Origin of the sequence: Sphingosinicella sp. BN140058, assembly GCF_004135585.1 — a bacterium.
GTDB lineage: Bacteria > Pseudomonadota > Alphaproteobacteria > Sphingomonadales > Sphingomonadaceae > Allosphingosinicella.
Genome location: NZ_CP035501.1, coordinates 4,031,160 through 4,048,053, shown reverse-complemented (window position 1 = coordinate 4,048,053; position 16,894 = coordinate 4,031,160). Strand labels below are relative to the sequence as shown.

Sequence of the window (16,894 nt, the reverse complement as noted above, 5' to 3'; positions counted from 1 at the left end):
AGAATATGCTCCCGCAGTGCCGCAGCAGAGCATGATTTTGCTCCGGCGCGCCCCGTTGCGCAACGACGATGCTAATTGCGCTCGCGCAGCCGAGTAGATTGTTTACTCGTGCAGTAGACAATAAATTCCTTCTGATGTTTTTCAGGCTGCCCTCTCCGTATCGAGACATCTCTGCGGCGTTCCGCTGTTACGGCGCGTTGCACGGCCGATGATCGAAATCACAAACGTTTCCAAGCGGTTCGCCGACGGCACATCGGCGCTCGACGACGTCTCGCTGACGGTTCCGCGCGGAGCGGCGTTCGGCGTGATTGGGCGGTCGGGCGCCGGAAAATCGACCCTGCTGCGGTTGATCAACGGGCTCGAGCGGCCGACCGAAGGCGATGTCCGGGTCGACGGTATTTCACTGCCGCGCCTGTCCGAGGGTGGGCTGCGTTCGCTCCGCCGTCGGATCGGCATGATCTTCCAATCCTTCGGATTGCTCGACGGGCGCGACGTTGCCGGCAACGTCGCCCTGCCGCTGGAACTGGCCGGCGTCGCCGAAGCGGAGCGTGAAGTGCGGGTGGCGGAACTCCTCGCCCGGGTCGGCCTGGCCGACAAAGCGGGCGCCTATCCGAGCCGCCTGTCGGGCGGGCAGCGTCAAAGAGTCGGCATCGCGCGGGCGCTGGCGACACGACCCGACATCCTGCTCTGCGACGAGGCGACCAGTGCGCTCGATCCCGAGACCACCCGATCGATCCTCGCTCTGCTCGGCGAGTTGAACCGCGAGCTCGGCCTCACCATCGTTCTGATCACCCACGAAATGGCGGTGGTGCGGACTGTCTGCGACCAGGTCGCCGTGCTCGACCAGGGCCGGATCGTCGAGACCGGTGCCGTGGCGTCGGTGTTCGGTGAAACGCGGCACGACGCGACCCTTCGGCTGCTCGGCGAGGCGGCGCGATGAATGGCCTGTTCGCCAACATCGTCTGGGGCGACATCGGCCAGGCGACGCTCGACACGCTGGTGATGCTTGGGGCGTCGCTGGCGCTCACCGTTGCGCTCGGCATTCCGCTCGGCGTGCTGCTGTTCCTGACCGCCGACGGCCAGCTCGCACAGAGCCGCGGCCTCAACCGGCTGATCGGCGTTCTGGTCAACATCCTCCGCTCCGTGCCGTTCGTCATCCTGCTGATCGTGATGATCCCGCTGACCCTGCTGATCATGGGCACGTCGCTCGGCGTCGCCGGGGCGATCCCGCCGCTGGTCGTCGGCGCCGCGCCTTTTTACGCGCGGCTGGTGGAAGGCGCGCTGCGCGAGGTGCCGCGCGTGACGATCGAGGCAACCCAGGCGATGGGCGCGTCGCGCCTGCAAATCGTCGTCAAGGCGCTGCTGCCCGAAGCCCTGCCCGGCCTGATCTCGGGCGCCACCGTCACCGCCGTCGCGCTCGTCTCCTTTACCGCCATGGCCGGCGTGGTCGGTGCCGGCGGCCTCGGCGATCTCGCCATCCGCTACGGCTATCAGAGGTTTCAGACCGACGTGATGCTGGTCACCGTCGCGCTGATGGTGCTGCTGGTCCAGCTGCTCCAATTCGCCGGCGATCGCCTCGCCCGCCATTTCGATCATCGTTGAGGTTCCTGATGCTCACCCGTCGCACCCTGATCGCCCTCGCCTCTGCCGCCTTGCTCGCAGCCTGCGGCGGTGGCAAGGACAAGGCCGATCCGAATACGCTCAGCGTCGCCGCGACAGCCGTGCCGCACGCCGAGATCCTGGAGTTCGTCAAGCCGGAGCTCGCGGAGCAGGGCCTGAAGCTCGATATTCGCGTGTTCAACGATTACGTGCAGCCGAACATGCAGGTTGGTCAGGGCCAGATCGACGTCAACTTCTTCCAGACCAAGCCCTATCTCGACGAGTTCAACGCCTCTCAGGGCACCAGGCTGGTGACGATCGCCGGCGTCCACGTCGAACCGCTCGGCGGGTATTCGCGCAAGTGGAAGCGAGGTCAGCAGCTGCCGCAGGGCGCCACCGTCGCGCTCCCCAACGAACCGAGCAATGGCGGCCGTGCGCTGCTGCTGCTGCAGAAAGCCGGGCTGATCCAGCTCGCCCACCCGGCCAACCCGCTGTCGACCCTGAAGGACATCAAGGCCAATCCGAAGCAGCTCCAGTTCCGGGAGCTTGAGGCGGCGACGCTGCCGCGGGTGCTCGACGAGGTCGATCTTGCGTTGATCAACACCAATTACGCGCTCGACGCCAAGCTCAATCCGGTTCGCGATGCGCTCTTCATCGAGGACGGCAATTCGCCGTACGTCAATTTCCTCGTCGGCCGCCCCGGCAGCGACAAGGATCCCAGGGTGCAGAAGCTGGTCGCCGCGTTGCGCTCCCCGGCCGTCAAGACCTTCATCGCCCAGAAATATCAGGGCGCGGTGCTGCCGGCCTTCTGAGGACCATCGTCATGAGCATCACACGCCGCGTGGACGCCGGGCGTCTGCCTCTGGGTCTCGGCAGCACCGGCGGCCAGGTGCTCGCCGGCATGGTCGTCGGCCTTGCGCTGGGATTGGTGGCCCGGGCGACCTCGGCGCCGTGGCTGGCCGAGGCGCTGGCGACGATCGGTTCGCTGTTCGTGCAATTGCTGAAAGCGATCGTGCCCCCGCTCGTCTTCACTGCAATCGTCGCCAGCATCGCCAATTTGCGCGCGGTCGCCGACGCCGCGCGGCTCGCCTGGAAGACTTTGCTCTGGTTCGCGATCACTGCGGCCATCGCGGTCGCGATCGGCCTGCTGCTCGGGACGGTGATCGCGCCGGGCAAGCATGCCGCCGTCGCCGCAAATCTCGCGGGCGCGCCATCGAGCCAGGGCGGCTGGACCGACTTCCTCAAGAGCGTCGTCCCGGGCAACTTCCTCGGCCTCACCGCCACGACCAGCCTTGGCGACCACGGCCCGGTCACCAGCCTCGGCGTCAACGTGCTGCAATTGCTGGTCGTCTCGGTCGCGATCGGTCTTGCGGCGGTCAAGAGCGGCGAGGCCGGCGCACCGTTCCTCGCCTTCGTGCAGTCGGCGCTGGTGATCGTGCGCAGGATCCTGTGGTGGATCATCCGCCTGACTCCGATCGGCACCGCGGCGCTGATCGGCACCGCGGTCGCGCGCTACGGCTGGACGGCGCTGGCCGGGCTCGGCTGGTTCGCTTTTGCCGTCTATCTCGGTCTCGCGCTCGTCCTGTTCGCCGTCTATCCCGCGCTGCTGCGGTTGAACGGCCTGTCGGTGCGCCGCTACTTCGCAGCCGCATGGCCGGCGATCCAGCTCGGCTTCGTTACCCGCTCCTCGATCGGCACCCTGCCGGTGACCGAGGAAGTGACGATCGAGCGGCTCGGCGTGCCGCGGGCCTATGCGAGCTTCGCGGTGCCGCTCGGCGCGACCACCAAGATGGACGGCTGCGCGGCCATCTACCCGGCCGTTTCGGCCTTGTTCGTCGCCCAATTCTACGGCGTTGCGCTTGGCCCGGCCGATTATGCGCTGATCGCGCTCGTGTCCGTGCTCGGCTCGGCCGCGACTGCCGGGGTGACCGGCGCGACGGTGATGCTGACCCTCACCCTCTCCACGCTCGGCCTGCCGCTGGAGGGGGCCGGGCTGCTGCTCGCGATCGACCCGATCCTCGACATGGGCCGAACGGCGGTCAACGTTGCCGGTCAAATCCTGGTGCCGCTGATCGTCAGCAAGCGGGAGCAGCTCGCCGTCGCGCACGACGTTCCCGTGTCCCTGTCCGCCGGCCTCGTCCGCCGTCATTGATCCGGCGCCCCTGGCCTTTGGGCCGTGGCGGGCGGAAGTTCGGAACAGGCGCCCGCCTGCCCGGTTTGCTTGCCGACACCGGGAAAGGCACGGGCATGACAGCGACACCTTCCGGGCGGCTTTCTCTGGTCGCCCGCTTCGATCACCAGGTCACCGGCGTCGCCGTGAGCGAGGACGGGCGGATCTTCGTCAACTTCCCGCGCTGGACCGAGGACAGCCCAGCCTCGGTCGCCGAATGGAAGGACGGCGCGCTCATCCCTTATCCGGACGAAGAGTGGAACAGCTGGCGCAACGCCAGCAAGAACGAGATGACGCCCGACGACCATTGGGTCTGCGTCCAATCGGTGGTCGCCGATCGCAAGGGATCCTTGTGGGTGCTCGATCCCGCCGCTCCGGCCACCGAGCAACGGGTGAAAGGCGGACAGAAGCTGGTCCGCATCGAACTCTCCGAGAACCGGGTGGTGCAGAGCTTCATGTTCGGCGACGATGTCGCGCCTGAAGGAAGCTATCTGAACGACGTCCGCTTCCACCCCGACGGACACCGAGCCTACATCACCGATTCCGGCGCCACCGGCGCGCTGATCGTGGTCGATCTTGGGACCGGCGAAGCCTGGCGCGTCCTCCACGGCCACCCGAGCACCCAGCCCGATCCGAAGGTGCTGGTGAAGCATCGGGGCGAGGTGCTGCGCCGAGCCGACGGCCGCGGCGCCGAGTTCGCTGCCGACGGGATCGAGGTCTCGCCCGACGGTGCTTTCCTGTACTGGCAGGCGCTGACCGGACATACCCTGTACCGGATCGCCACCGAGGCGCTCGAGGTGCGCGACGATCGCGCCCTCGGCGAGAAGGTCGAACGAGTTGGCGAGGTCGGGGTCTCCGACGGCTACTGGATGGATCGGCAGGGACGACTATACCTGAGCGCGCTGGAAGAGGATGCGGTCAAGCGTCGCCTGCCCGACGGCGCGATGGAGACGGTGGTGCAGGATTCCCGGCTGCGCTGGCCTGACAGCTTCGCCGAGGGACCGGACGGCGCCATCTACGTTACCTCGTCGCACATCATGGACACGTCCTGGTTCGATCCGGAGGCGGGCCCCGCCACCGCGACCGAGCTGTGGCGCATCGACGAAGACTAATCCCTTTAGTCAACGGGAGACCCGCAATGTCGATCGAGAAGATGATTTCGCTGCACCCGGACGTCGCCGGGAACGTCAACGCACCCCTCGCCCTGGCGGTGCGGCATGCCCTGTACTGCTCGGCGATGTGCACGAGCTGCGCCGACGCGTGCGCGGCCGAGGAGATGGTCGCGCACATGCGTCAATGTATCCGCACCTGTCTCGACTGCGCGGACATCTGCACCGCCACCGCACGCGTGGCGACACGCCGCACCGGCAGCAACGACATCGTGCTGCGCGAGATGCTTCAGCTCTGCATCACCGCCTGCGACATCTGCGCCGAGGAATGCGCGCGCCACGACGACGAGCATTGCCGGCTTTGCGCGGAGATGTGCCGGGAAACGGCACGCGACTGCCGCGCCGCCGTCGAGACGCTCTGAGCCCGCGGGACGGGGTCGGTACGGGCCCCGTTCGCCCTGCCTCAAATCTCTTCGACGATCCTGTTGCGGCGGCTGATTCCGACCGCCGCGGCCACGCCGACCGCTGCCAGCGCGACACCGCCGGCGATCGCCGCCTTGCCGACCCCGGCCTGCTTCACAGGCCGCCTGTCGTTCGGCTCGGTCATCCCGCGATGGACGCTCGCCCGCAGCGGCTGCGGCAGCGCACCGGTGACCTTGCCCTGAAGCCGGGTCTTCAGGCTGCCGGTGAAGGCGTGATGGCGATTGCCCGTCAGCGTTTTGTAGGCCTGGGCGGCAACCTGCGCCGGATCGTCCTTCTTGCCCTCGCCCGCCGGCGTATCGTCCATTCCGGCGCGATGGAAGAAGTTGGTGTCCGTCGGTCCCGGCATGAACACGCTGACGGTGATGCCGCGATCCGCCCATTCGTTGCGCAGCCCCTCCGCAAACGAGTGCACGAAGGCCTTGGACGCCGAATAGACGCTCTCGAACGGACCCGGCATGAACGAGGCGATCGAGCCGGTGAACAGGATCTTGCCCGCGCCGCGACCGGCCATGTCGGCCAGGACCAGCTTGGTGAGATGGACCTGACTGCGCACGTTGAGATCGATCAACCGGAGCTCGCCGTTCAGATCGGTTTGGGTGAAATCGCCGCCGCCCATGCCGACCCCGGCATTGGCGCAGAAAATCTCGATCCGCCTCCCGTCGCCGGTCGCCTCGCGATGAAAGCGCTCGACCTCCTCGGCACGGCTGAGATCGGCGGCGATGGTGACGACGTCGGCGCCTGCGGCGCGAAGCTGGGCTGCAGCCTCGGTGAGCTTTGCTTCGTCCTGTCCGCCGATGACGAGATCATGCCCCTCGCGCGCGAAGATGCGGGCGAGTTCGAGGCCGATGCCGCTTGAAACGCCGGTGATCAGGGCGAGCGGTTTGCGATCCTGAGCCATGGCATTCCTTTCCTGCTGCAATTCGCGCAGTCGACGTATCGTCGCGCGGGCTGTTCCAGAGGACACTTTCCGTCACGTCGGCATGAACCTGGGGCGCGGCAGGCTGTTGAGCGGATCGATGATCGGGGAGGCGACGGCGTGACGGACGAATATGACGTGGTGATCGCCGGGGCCGGCGCGGCCGGGATCGCCGCGGGCCTGCGGCTCGCCGGCAGCGGCCTCAGCTTCTTGATCGTCGAAGCCGCAGCCCGGGTGGGCGGCCGGGCCTGGACGGTCAAGCGCGACGGCATGCCGCTCGATCTCGGCTGCGGCTGGCTTCATTCGGGCGACCGCAATCCCTGGACGCGCGTGGCCGGGAGGATCGGCGCGGCGATCGACCGGACTCCGCCGGCATGGGGCCGCCAATATCGGGATCTCGGCTTTCCTCCCGACGCGCAGCGGGCGGCAGGCGCCGCTTACGAAGCCTTTCACAGCCGCCTGCGCGATGATCCGCCGGCGAGCGACCGCGCCGCCGATGCGCTGGACCCTGCATCGCCCTGGAACCCGTATATCGACGCACTGAGCGGCTACATGAACGGCGTCGGCCTGGCGCACCTCTCCGTCGCCGATTTCCTGGCTTACGAACGCGCCGACACCAACGTGAACTGGCGGCTGCCGGGCGGGTATGGCGCCTTGATCGCCCGGGCCGCGCGTGAGCTGCCGATCCTGCTCGACACCTGTGTCACCGGGATCGATCGGCAAGCGGCGCGGCTACGCGTCTCGACGCCGCGCGGCGTGCTTTCGACGCGGGCGGTGATCGTCGCGCTGCCGACGCCGATCCTCGCCCGCGGCGACGTCGCGCTCGCTCTCGACGACAAGCTTCACGCCGCATCGTGCCTTCCGCTCGGCCTCGCCAACAAGCTGTTCCTGGCCGTCGACGAAGCCGGGGACTTGCCGGCGGACGGCCACCTGCTCGGCACCCCGCATCGCGCGGAGACCGGCAGCTACTATTTGCGGCCGTTCGGCCGCCCGGTGATCGAGGCCTTCTATGGCGGCAGCGGTGCCGCAGCGCTCGAGGATGACGGCGGACGCGCGATGACGGCGTTTGCGGCGGAAGAATTGTCCGCCTTGTTCGGCAGCGACTTCCCGAAACGCCTCCGGCCGCTCGCCGCCTCCGGCTGGGGAAGCGCGCCGCTCTCCTGCGGCTCCTACAGTCACGCTTTGCCAGGACATGCCGACGCTCGCCGCGCCCTTGCTGCCCCTGTCGAGGACCGCCTGTTCTTTGCCGGCGAAGCCTGCTCGCGTGACGATTTCTCGACCGCCCACGGCGCTCATGCAACCGGCACGAGGGCGGCGGAACAGGCGCTCGCCGCCCTGGGCTCGCCTGCGGCAGCCTAGGCCGCGTTGCTCTCCAGCGCCCAGCGGGTCACCGCGGCGACGCTGCGCAAGCCGGCACGCACCGCCGGCCGCTGGTGCTGCGGCACCGACAATCCGTGCATCCGTGCAGCCCAGGGCGGAAGCAGGTCGATGCTGGCGCGGGTCACCAGCTCGCGATAAGGGACAAGGGCGAGCGACGGCGCCGGTTGGCCGAGAATAGCCCGGGCGACATCGGCCGTGCGGTGATCGAAGAGCAGGTTCGGCCGAACGCTTTCCAGATAGAGCGCGACGGCGCGGCGACTGCGCGGGAGTTCGGCGGCGCCGAGGCGCTCCGCGGTGATCGCGGTCTCGGCGTAATAACGATCCTGATCAGCGCCGCGCATGCCCGGATTGCGATAGCGCAGATAGGCCGCGAGGAAGCTCGCCGCACCGGCCACGTGAACCCAGGTGAGCAGATCGGGATCGTTCGCCGAATAAGGCGTTCCGTCCGGCAAAGTGCCGTGCACATGATCGTGGATCCGGCGCACCCGGCCGATCATCGCATCGGCATCGGCGGCGCTGCCGTAGGTCGTTACCGAGATGAACTCGGCCGTGCGGCGCAGCCGGCCCGACATATCCTTGCGAAACTCGGAATGGTCCCAAACGCCGGCGAGTGCGCCCGGATGCAGCATCTGCAGCAGAAGGCCGGAAATGCCGCCGACCAGCATGGTGGTGAAATCCCGGTGCACCTCCCGGCATACGGCATCGGGAGAGACGAATGGCGCTCCGCCGCGGAGAAGATCGGAGCTTGTTTCTCCGCCTCCGACAAGACGTTGCACCTGAACTTGGATAGCGCGCTGAAGAGCTTGCATCGATCAATCGTTGAAACGGGTCCGAAAGGCCGTACCCTTTTGCAGGAACCTACCAGCCGCCGCTTGGTTCACAACAATCAGAACCATCCACCGATTTGCAGATCCGAAGTCCTACGGCAAAAATGCTGTGAAGATGGACGATTCCTAATCTTGAGGAGGAGCGATTGACGGGCTTTCTACTCAGCGGCGACGAGGACGAACGCGGCGACACCCTGCAGCGCACCTTGATTGGCGCCGCGGCGATGGCGGCCGCGGCCGGAGTCGCCCTCTATTTCGGGCGCAAGCGCAGCGAGACGGCGGGAGAACCGTTGCTCAGCGACGCGCCAGCATCCACCCTGCGCGGCAGCCGCAAACCCGATCCTGCCCTGATTGGGCGAACGGTGACGATCAACCGGAATGCGCAGGAACTTTACGATTTCTGGCGCAAGTTCGAGAATTTGAGTCAGTTCATGGACAATGTCCGGGCGGTCGAAACGCTCGACAACAGCCGGTCCCGCTGGACGATCGCTGCTCCGGCCGGAACCGAGATCGAGTTCGTCAGCCGGATCACCGAGGATCAACCCGGGCGGGTGATCGCCTGGGAATCGGAGGAAGGCGCAACGATCCGCAATGCCGGGCGGGTCGAGTTCATCGATGCCGCGCCCGGGCGCGGCACGATGGTTCGTGCGACGATCACCTACGACCCCCCGGCGGGCACCGTCGGGCGGGCGATCGCCAAGGTGCTGCAGCGCGAGCCGAACGTGCAGGCACGGCGCGACCTTCGCCGCTTCAAGCAATTGATGGAGACCGGTGAAGTCACCAGCTCCGCCAGTCCGTCAGGCCGCCGCTCGGAAGAGCCGACCAAGCAATATCTCTGACACCAGGAGCAATCCCGCATGCGTGCACTCACCTGGCATGGGCGCCACGACGTCCGCGTCGACACCGTTCCCGACCCCGAGATCGTCCATCCGCGCGACGTGATCATCAAGATCACCTCCACGGCGATCTGCGGGTCGGACCTGCATCTGTTCGACGGCTACATCCCGACGATGCGGGCCGGCGACATTCTCGGCCATGAGAATATGGGCGAAGTGGTCGAAGTCGGCGCCAAGAGCCCGCTCAAGAAAGGTCAGCGGGTCGTGATCCCGTTCACAGTCAGCTGCGGCAGCTGCTATTTCTGCGGCAAGCAGCAATTTTCGGCCTGCGACAATTCCAATCCGGCGACCACGTCGGACATGTCGGAGACGCTCTACGGCTATCCGATGGGCGGCGCGCTCGGCTACGCGCATCTCACCGGCGGCTATGCCGGCGGCCAGGCCGAATATCTGCGGGTGCCCTATTCCGACGTCGGCCCGGTCGTCATCCCGGACGGGATGCCCGACGACCAGGTGCTGTTCCTCTCGGACATTCTGCCGACCGGCTGGATGGCCGCGGAAAATGCCGAGATCGAGCCCGGCGACACCGTTGCCGTGTGGGGCTGCGGCCCCGTCGGCCTGTTCGCGATCCAGTCCGCCTTCCTGATGGGCGCGCACCGGGTGATCGCGATCGATCATTTTCCGCGCCGGCTCGAACTCGCCAAGGGCCTCGGCGCCGAGATCCTGCACTTTCGCGAAGTGAACGTGCGCGAGGCCCTGTTCGAGATGACCGGCGGCATCGGCCCGGATGCCTGCATCGACTGCGTCGGCATGGAAGCCCACGGCCTCGGCATCGACAATATCCTCGACACGGTGAAGGCCCACACCTTCCTAGGCACGGATCGCCCGGCCGCGTTCCGGCAGGCGATCCTGTCGTGCCGCAAGGGCGGTCGCGTCTCCGTTCCCGGCGTCTATGGCGGGATGATGGACAAGTTCCCGATCGGCGCCTTCATGGAAAAGGGGCTGACGATGAAGACCGGTCAGACCCACGTCCAGAAATACACCGCCGAGCTGCTGCGCATGATCGAGGAAGGCAAAATCGACACCACCTTCCTCGTCTCGCACCACGCGAGCCTGGAGGATGGACCGGACATGTACCGCCACTGGCACGACCACCAGGACACCTACACCAAGATCATCTTGAAGCCCGGCCTGGAGAAAGGCGCGGTACAAACCCAGCAGGAGAAGATTCATGAGCCAGCCTAAGCTCGCCATCGTCACCGGCGCCTCGACCGGCATCGGCCTCGAACTCGCCAAGCTCGCCGCCCAAGACGGCTACGATCTCGTGATCGCCGCCGACACGCCTCTGGTCGACGCCTCGTCGGCGCTTTCCGGCTACGGCGTCCAGGTGCAGAATGTCGAAGCGGATCTGTCGACCTTCGAAGGCGTCGACCGCCTGCTCGCCGCCACCGGTGGCCGCCAAGTCGACGCCTTGTTCGCCAATGCCGGCCACGGCCTCGGCCATGCCTTCCTCGATCAGGATCCCGCCGATTGGCGCCACGTTGTCGACACCAACATCACCGGCACTGTCTATCTGATCCAGAAAGTCGCCAAAGAGATGGTGGCGAGGGATGACGGTCGTATCCTGATCACCGGATCGATCGCCGGTCACATCGCCGGCGCCTTCCAGGCCGTCTACAACGGCACCAAGGCGTTCATCGACAGCTTCTCCGATGCGCTCGTAAACGAGCTCAAGGACACCAACGTCACCATCACCTGCCTGAAGCCGGGCGCGACCGAGACTGAATTCTTCGAGCGGGCCGGCATGGAGGACACCAAGGTCGGCCAAGCCAAGAAGGACGATCCCGCGGACGTCGCCAAGACCGGCTACGAGGCGCTGATGAAGGGAGACCGTAGCGTCATCTACGGGCTCAAGAACAAGCTCCAGGTTGCCGGTGCGAGCGTGCTCGGCGGCGGCGTCTCCGCGCAGATGCATCGCGCGCAGGCGGAGCCGGGCAGCGGCGAAGACTGAACGTGGCGCCTCCATGTCGCTGCCGCAAAGGTGCGACATGGTTGCGGCATAGAAGCGCAAGAAAGCCGGGCCACAAACGCCTGGCTTGCCGGTTCCCTGTCATCCCGCCCGCAAGCGAAGGGCTCCGGAGTCGCTGCTCCGGAGCCCTTCTTGTGCGTATCCATGAGAAGGCAGGCGAGGGACAAATGCCACCGTTCGGGCTGAGCCTGTCGAAGTCGATCCTTCCTTTTTGCGGAAAAGGAGAAAGAGAGGGCTTCGACAGGCTCAGCCCGAACGGGTATCACGTGGGTCTCCGCGCTTTCCCCTCCCCTGTGCTCCGGCGGACACGCTTTGTGTCGCCAATCTGTCCGTGCTGAAAAATCGAGTCTAAGTGGGAATGGCATGGCGCGACCATGCTGATGCAAGTGACCGCCGCCGTGGAAGAAAAGACCCGTATCCTGATCGTCGACGACGATCCTGCGCTCCGGAGCCTCGTCGGAGAGTTTCTCCGCGGGCACGGCTATGCCGTGTTCGAGGCCGAAGGCGGCGTCTCGATGCGACAGATCCTGGAGGAGCAGGAGGTCGACGTCGTCGTGCTCGACGTGATGATGCCCGGCGAGGACGGGTTGTCGATCGCGCGGTCGCTGTCGAGCCGCCGCGAGATCGGGATCATAATGGTCTCGGCGCTCGGCAGCGAGACCGATCGGATCATCGGGCTGGAAGTCGGCGCTGACGATTACCTGCCGAAGCCGGTCTCCCCGCGCGAATTGCTCGCCCGGATTCGCGCGGTGCTGCGCCGCCAGCAGCCGCATGAGGAGGTGGACGACAGCGGCAGCGTCTACACCTTCGAGGGCTGGACGTTCGACGTCGTGCGGCGGGTGCTGCGCGATCCCAAGAACGTGATCATCAGCCTGTCGGAAGGCGAATTCTCGCTGCTGCGGGTGCTCGTCGAGCGGCCGCAACGGGTGCTGACCCGCGATCAATTGCTCGAATATGCCCGCGGCCGCGACAGCGACGCGTTCGACCGCGCCATCGATACTCAGGTCAGCCGGCTCCGTCGCAAGCTCGGCACCCGCACCGAGACAGAGCTGGTCCGCACGGTGCGCAGCGAGGGCTATATGTTCCTGCCGCGGGTTTCCCGGAAGTGAACCCGCGCCGACGTCTGCGCATGCCCGATTCGATCTTCAGCCGCACCCTCGTGCTGGTCTTCGCGACCGCCCTGACCGTCGCCCTGCTCAACGTCGGCATCATCGTCTTCCGGCCCCCGCCCAACGACGCCCCGGTGACTGCCCACGAGATTGCGCGCCTGATCAACGGACGCCCGATCGCAAAGCTGGAGACGAGCTTCGCGCGCACGCGGTCGGCAAGCCCGCCGGCCGAACTCGGCACCGGGCGCGATCTCGTCGCGACCTCGGTGGCACGCTACCTCGGCGTTCCCGCCGATCAGGTCAGGATCGATCGGTCGCGCAAGGATCCCCGGATGCTGGCGGGTGCCGAGACCCAGATGGAGCGTGAATATCGGCTCTACGCCGAGGAAGGCGAGTTCAACCCGATCGTGTTCGGCGGTTTCACCGTGTCGGCGCGCCTGCCGGACGGCCAATGGACGACGGTGACCCGCACCCGCCGCGGTCCGCTCGCCAATTGGCAACTGTCGACGATCGTCCGCATCCTGCTCACGGTCGTCATCCTGGCGCCGTTCGCCTGGCTTTTCAGCAAGCGCCTTGCCCGGCCGATCCGCGCCTTCGCCGGCGCCGCCGAGCGGCTGGGACGCCGGCAGGAGGTCGAGCCGCTCGAAGTGGAAGGGCCTGCGGAGATCCGGCAGGCGGCACTGGCGATGAACGACATGCAAACGAGGCTGCAACGTTATGTCGCCGAGCGCACTTCCGTTGTGGGCGCGATTGCCCACGATCTTCGCACCCCGCTTTCCCGGCTCAACTTTCATCTCGCCGCGGCGCCCGACCCGATCAGAGTGAAGGCGGAAGCGGAGATCGCGGAAATGGAGCAGATGATCACCGCCACCCTCGATTTCGTGCAGAACGAGGCCAAGCCCAGGGTGCACGAGCCACTCGATCTTGCTCTGCTCGTCGAGGGGGTGATCGACGATCTCGCCGATCTCGGCCGTGACGTGGCCCTGGTCCGCTCGGCGGCGGCAACGGTCAACGGCGATCCGATCCTGCTCAAACGGCTGTTCGCGAACCTGATCAACAATGCGGTCACCTACGGCCGCCGCGCGATCGTGACGCTTGATATCGATGGCGGGTGGGCGATCGTCGAAGTCGCCGACGAAGGGTCGGGCCTTGGCAGCGAGGATCTCGCCCGCGCATTCGAACCCTTCTACCGGGCCGAGGGATCCCGCAACCGAGGGACGGGCGGGATGGGGCTCGGGCTGGCGATCGTGAAGACCGCAGCCGACGCGCATGGCGGCGAAGTGCGCCTGCACAACCGCGCCGAGGGCGGCCTGTGCGCCCGGGTGTCGCTCCCGCTCGCCGGATGACGGGTCATTTCGCCGCGTGACAGCGGCGGCGAGCGACGACACGAAGCCGAAATCCTTCCGGCACGCACCGCCTTCAGAAGCAGAGGTTCCGGCGCGGGTCACCCCCCTCCCGCGCCGGGACCCTGTTTGGAAGGAAGGAAAACCTCATGAACTACGGACTGATCGGTCTCGCAGCGACGGCCCTCGTCACCTATGGCAGCGCGGCGCGCGCCGAAGACTTCACCGGCCCGCGCGTCGAAGCGACGATCGGCTGGGACCAGCTGCGCTTCGATCTCGCCCGTTATGGCATTGCGGGCACGAACAAGGAATCGGACATCGCCTGGGGTCTGGGCGTCGGCTATGATCTTCCGCTGAACGCCAATCTGATCGCCGGCGTGGAAGCCAGCGTCACCTTCTCGGATGTCGACAAGGCGTTCAGCGACGGCACCACGGATTATGGTGCCCACGCCAGACGCGATCTCGAACTTTCCGGACGGCTCGGCACCCGGATCGGCTCGAATGCGCTGCTCTACGGCAAGCTCGGCTATACCAACTTCCGTGTCGGGCAGGAGACAAGCAGTGCCGGCTTAACCAGTGTCGACACCGTCAACCTCGATGGTGTCCGGCTCGGCACCGGCATCAAAGTCGCGCTCTCGAAGGCCGCCTATCTGAAGACCGAGTATCGCTACTCCAACTATCAGGATGGCGTGTCCCGGAACGATGTCGTGACCGGCCTCGGTCTCCGGTTCTGACTTGCCACCCGCCCCGCGGCCCGGTCGCTGCGGGGCGCCCGCTATCTCAGCGGGGATGGCGGCCCCCAAGGTATCGCCGAGATATTCGATCCCGCTTGCTCCCAGCCGCTCCGCCTCCATCATGCGCACGCGCACAGAGACGATTCGGAGGTGATAGCGTGAAGAGCGTTCGATGCGGCAGCGTCCAGTTTACCCATCGAGCCGACGACAAGGCCTATAATCTGTCGGTCATCGAGGGCTTCGCCGCGCGGGCAAAGGAGGACGGCGTGCAGATCCTCGCCTTCCCCGAAATGTGCATCACCGGCTATTGGCACGTTCGCAATCTCGATCGACCGCCGCTTGACGCGCTCGCCGAGAGCGTGCCCGACGGTCCGTCCACTGCCCACATCGCGGCGCTGGCCCGCAAGCTCGATATGGTGATCGGCGCCGGCCTGCTCGAGCGCAGCGCGGATGGCCGCCTGTTCAACACCTATGTCGTGTGCCTTCCCGACGGAACGGTCCATCGTCACCGCAAGCTTCACGCATTCGAGAATGCGCATATCGACAGCGGCGATGCCTACACCGTGTTCGACAGCGGACTGGGCGTTCGGCTCGGCGTGTTGATCTGCTACGACAACAATATCGTCGAGAATGCGCGGGCCACCGCGCTGCTCGGTGCCGACATCGTGCTTGCGCCGCACCAGACCGGCGGCACCCGCTCGCGGAGCCCGCATGCGATGGGCGCGATCGATCCCGAACTCTGGCATCGGCGCGACGTCGATCGCGCCGCGATCGAAGCCGAGTTCGCAGGGCCCAAAGGAAGGGAATGGCTGATGCGCTGGCTGCCCTCGCGGGCGCACGACAACGGCTATTTCATGCTGTTCAGCAACGGCGTCGGTCTCGACGACGACGAAGTCCGCACCGGCAATGCGATGATCATCGATCCTTACGGTCGGATCCTCGCCGAGACCCACAAGGCTGCGGACGCCATGGTGACCGCCGATCTGGACCTCGATCTCCTGCCCTTGTGCAGCGGGAGGCGCTGGATCCGGGGCCGCCGGCCGGAGCTGTACGGCCTCCTCACCCAGCGGCTCGGCCACGAACTCGATCCCCGCGCAGCACGCTTCTCGACGGAGCCCGTATGAGGGGTGCGGCACCAAAATGGCTGTGGGCGATGCTGGTCGGCGTGGGCGCCGCTCCGCTGCAGGCACAGCCCGTCGTCGGAACCTATTATGCCGCCACCGGCAACCCGGAGGCTTCCGCGGCGCTGCCCGCCGAAAAGCTCACCCATGTCATCTATGCCTTCGCGACCCTGTGCGGCTCGCATCCGAGCGACACCAAGGCTGCGGGCGCCGCCCGTGCGGCAACCTGCAAGGGCCGTCGCGCGCATGAAATGACGGTGCCGAGGGACCGGAAGACCAGCGCCGAGATCGCAGCGCTCGACGCGTTGAGGCGGCGCAACCCCAAGCTCAAGATACTCGCCTCGATCGGCGGATGGGGAATGCCCCTTTACCCCGAAATGGTTCGCACCCCCTCCAGTCGCGCCCGCTTCGTCAGCTCGGCGGTGCGCTTTCTGCGGAGTCATCCACAATTTGACGGCATCGACATCGATTGGGAGTATCCCGGCGGTGGCGACAACCTTCGCAAGCTTCTCCCCGAAGTGGAGCGAGCGGCGGAAGCCCCGGCCTTCGACGCGCTTGCGCAAAGCCTGCGCACAGCGTTGGACGATCTCGGCCACCGCTCGGGCCGATCCTACCAGCTCACGGCCGCGATCGCAGGCTATCCTCGCAGCGTCCGGGGCGTCGACTGGAAGACCAGCCAGGGCGCGTTCAACTACCTGTTCGTGATGACCTACGACTTCACGCCGGAGAAGAGCTTCGCCGTTCGCGGCGATTATTCGGGCGGCGGCGGTCCGCCCGGCCATCACACCAATCTTCACGCTTCGGCAGCGACCGACGGCTATGGCGCCGATGCGATGATCGAAACCCTCGCAGGTGCCGGCGTGCCGCGCGCGAAGATGGTGATCGGCGCGGCCTTCTATGCGCGCGAATGGAAGGACGTCGATTGGGACCAGGGGAGATTCCCGGCCGCGACCCCCACCGGAACGTTCGTCGACAGCGTTCCCTATCGAGTCCTCACCGCACGCGATCTTTCCGCGAAAGGGGTGCGCGAAGGGTATGACACGGCGGCAGAGGCCGCTTATGCCGTCAGCGACGGACGCCTCCTGTCGTTCGACAACCCGCGATCGATCTGCGCCAAGGGCATGTGGGCGCGCCGGAGCGGTCTTGCCGGCATCTTCGCCTGGGAGGCGTCTCAGGATGACGGCAGCCTGGTCACCGCCATGCACGACAGCGTGAACGGCGGCTGCAAACCCTGACAT

At 66.6% G+C, this 16,894-nt stretch carries 17 protein-coding genes; 15 read left to right on the top strand and 2 right to left on the bottom strand.

Annotated features, from left to right (window positions below; translation table 11 throughout):
• Positions 1 to 208 precede the first annotated feature (208 nt).
• From ETR14_RS18140 to ETR14_RS18115, 6 genes are all read left to right on the top strand, one after another.
• Entirely contained in the window at positions 209 to 940 is a 732-nt protein-coding gene (locus ETR14_RS18140; RefSeq protein WP_129387104.1) for a methionine ABC transporter ATP-binding protein, read from the top strand.
• Positions 937 to 1,602 carry a methionine ABC transporter permease gene (locus tag ETR14_RS18135; protein ID WP_129387101.1) on the top strand — a complete coding sequence of 222 codons (666 nt, stop codon included), beginning with the start codon at positions 937 to 939 and terminating at the stop codon, positions 1,600 to 1,602. Before ETR14_RS18140 ends, ETR14_RS18135 begins: the two co-directional genes overlap by 4 nt.
• 8 nt (positions 1,603 to 1,610) lie before the next feature.
• Entirely contained in the window at positions 1,611 to 2,411 is an 801-nt protein-coding gene (locus ETR14_RS18130; protein ID WP_129387098.1) for a MetQ/NlpA family ABC transporter substrate-binding protein, read from the top strand.
• Between the two features lie 11 nt (positions 2,412 to 2,422).
• The gene (locus ETR14_RS18125) at positions 2,423 to 3,751 is read left to right on the top strand and encodes a dicarboxylate/amino acid:cation symporter (protein ID WP_129387095.1); all 1,329 of its coding nucleotides are present in this window, start codon (positions 2,423 to 2,425) and stop codon (positions 3,749 to 3,751) included.
• A gap of 95 nt (positions 3,752 to 3,846) precedes the next feature.
• The gene (locus tag ETR14_RS18120; RefSeq protein ID WP_129387092.1) at positions 3,847 to 4,881 is read left to right on the top strand and encodes an SMP-30/gluconolactonase/LRE family protein; all 1,035 of its coding nucleotides are present in this window, start codon (positions 3,847 to 3,849) and stop codon (positions 4,879 to 4,881) included.
• 26 nt (positions 4,882 to 4,907) lie between these two features.
• Positions 4,908 to 5,300 carry a four-helix bundle copper-binding protein gene (locus ETR14_RS18115; RefSeq protein WP_129387089.1) on the top strand — a complete coding sequence of 131 codons (393 nt, stop codon included), beginning with the start codon at positions 4,908 to 4,910 and terminating at the stop codon, positions 5,298 to 5,300.
• A gap of 41 nt (positions 5,301 to 5,341) precedes the next feature.
• On the opposite strand, the gene ETR14_RS18110 is transcribed toward ETR14_RS18115, so the two are convergent.
• The gene (locus tag ETR14_RS18110) at positions 5,342 to 6,259 is read right to left on the bottom strand and encodes an SDR family oxidoreductase (protein ID WP_129387086.1); all 918 of its coding nucleotides are present in this window, start codon (positions 6,257 to 6,259) and stop codon (positions 5,342 to 5,344) included.
• A 138-nt stretch (positions 6,260 to 6,397) separates the two neighbouring features.
• Between ETR14_RS18110 and ETR14_RS18105 the strand changes: the two genes are divergently transcribed.
• Positions 6,398 to 7,636 (top strand): NAD(P)/FAD-dependent oxidoreductase, encoded by a 1,239-nt coding sequence (locus ETR14_RS18105; protein ID WP_129387083.1) that lies wholly within the window; start codon positions 6,398 to 6,400, stop codon positions 7,634 to 7,636.
• Here ETR14_RS18105 and ETR14_RS18100 read toward each other — a convergent pair.
• Positions 7,633 to 8,343, bottom strand: a complete 711-nt coding sequence (locus tag ETR14_RS18100) for an oxygenase MpaB family protein (protein ID WP_243455575.1) — start codon at positions 8,341 to 8,343, stop codon at positions 7,633 to 7,635. The two genes, ETR14_RS18105 and ETR14_RS18100, sit on opposite strands and share 4 nt — an antisense overlap.
• A 287-nt stretch (positions 8,344 to 8,630) precedes the next feature.
• Here ETR14_RS18100 and ETR14_RS18095 point away from each other — a divergent pair, with 287 nt between their 5' ends.
• From ETR14_RS18095 to ETR14_RS18060, 8 genes are all read left to right on the top strand, one after another.
• On the top strand, positions 8,631 to 9,323 hold the full coding sequence (locus ETR14_RS18095) for an SRPBCC family protein (RefSeq protein ID WP_243455574.1): 693 nt from the start codon (positions 8,631 to 8,633) through the stop codon (positions 9,321 to 9,323).
• Between the two features lie 18 nt (positions 9,324 to 9,341).
• Positions 9,342 to 10,565 carry a zinc-dependent alcohol dehydrogenase gene (locus ETR14_RS18090; RefSeq protein ID WP_129387077.1) on the top strand — a complete coding sequence of 408 codons (1,224 nt, stop codon included), beginning with the start codon at positions 9,342 to 9,344 and terminating at the stop codon, positions 10,563 to 10,565.
• A complete protein-coding gene (locus ETR14_RS18085; RefSeq protein ID WP_129387074.1) occupies positions 10,552 to 11,331 on the top strand; it encodes an SDR family oxidoreductase in 780 nt (259 codons plus the stop codon). The genes ETR14_RS18090 and ETR14_RS18085 overlap by 14 nt, the downstream gene beginning before the upstream one ends.
• Before the next feature lie 392 nt (positions 11,332 to 11,723).
• On the top strand, positions 11,724 to 12,458 hold the full coding sequence (locus ETR14_RS18080) for a response regulator (RefSeq protein WP_165356513.1): 735 nt from the start codon (positions 11,724 to 11,726) through the stop codon (positions 12,456 to 12,458).
• A 20-nt stretch (positions 12,459 to 12,478) separates the two neighbouring features.
• Positions 12,479 to 13,804 carry an ATP-binding protein gene (locus tag ETR14_RS18075; protein ID WP_129387071.1) on the top strand — a complete coding sequence of 442 codons (1,326 nt, stop codon included), beginning with the start codon at positions 12,479 to 12,481 and terminating at the stop codon, positions 13,802 to 13,804.
• A 146-nt stretch (positions 13,805 to 13,950) separates the two neighbouring features.
• Complete coding sequence (locus ETR14_RS18070; protein ID WP_129387068.1) at positions 13,951 to 14,535, top strand: porin family protein; 585 nt, start codon at positions 13,951 to 13,953, stop codon at positions 14,533 to 14,535.
• A 158-nt stretch (positions 14,536 to 14,693) separates the two neighbouring features.
• On the top strand, positions 14,694 to 15,659 hold the full coding sequence (locus ETR14_RS18065; RefSeq protein WP_129387066.1) for a nitrilase family protein: 966 nt from the start codon (positions 14,694 to 14,696) through the stop codon (positions 15,657 to 15,659).
• Complete coding sequence (locus tag ETR14_RS18060; RefSeq protein ID WP_129387063.1) at positions 15,656 to 16,891, top strand: glycoside hydrolase family 18 protein; 1,236 nt, start codon at positions 15,656 to 15,658, stop codon at positions 16,889 to 16,891. The genes ETR14_RS18065 and ETR14_RS18060 overlap by 4 nt, the downstream gene beginning before the upstream one ends.
• Positions 16,892 to 16,894 lie beyond the last annotated feature (3 nt).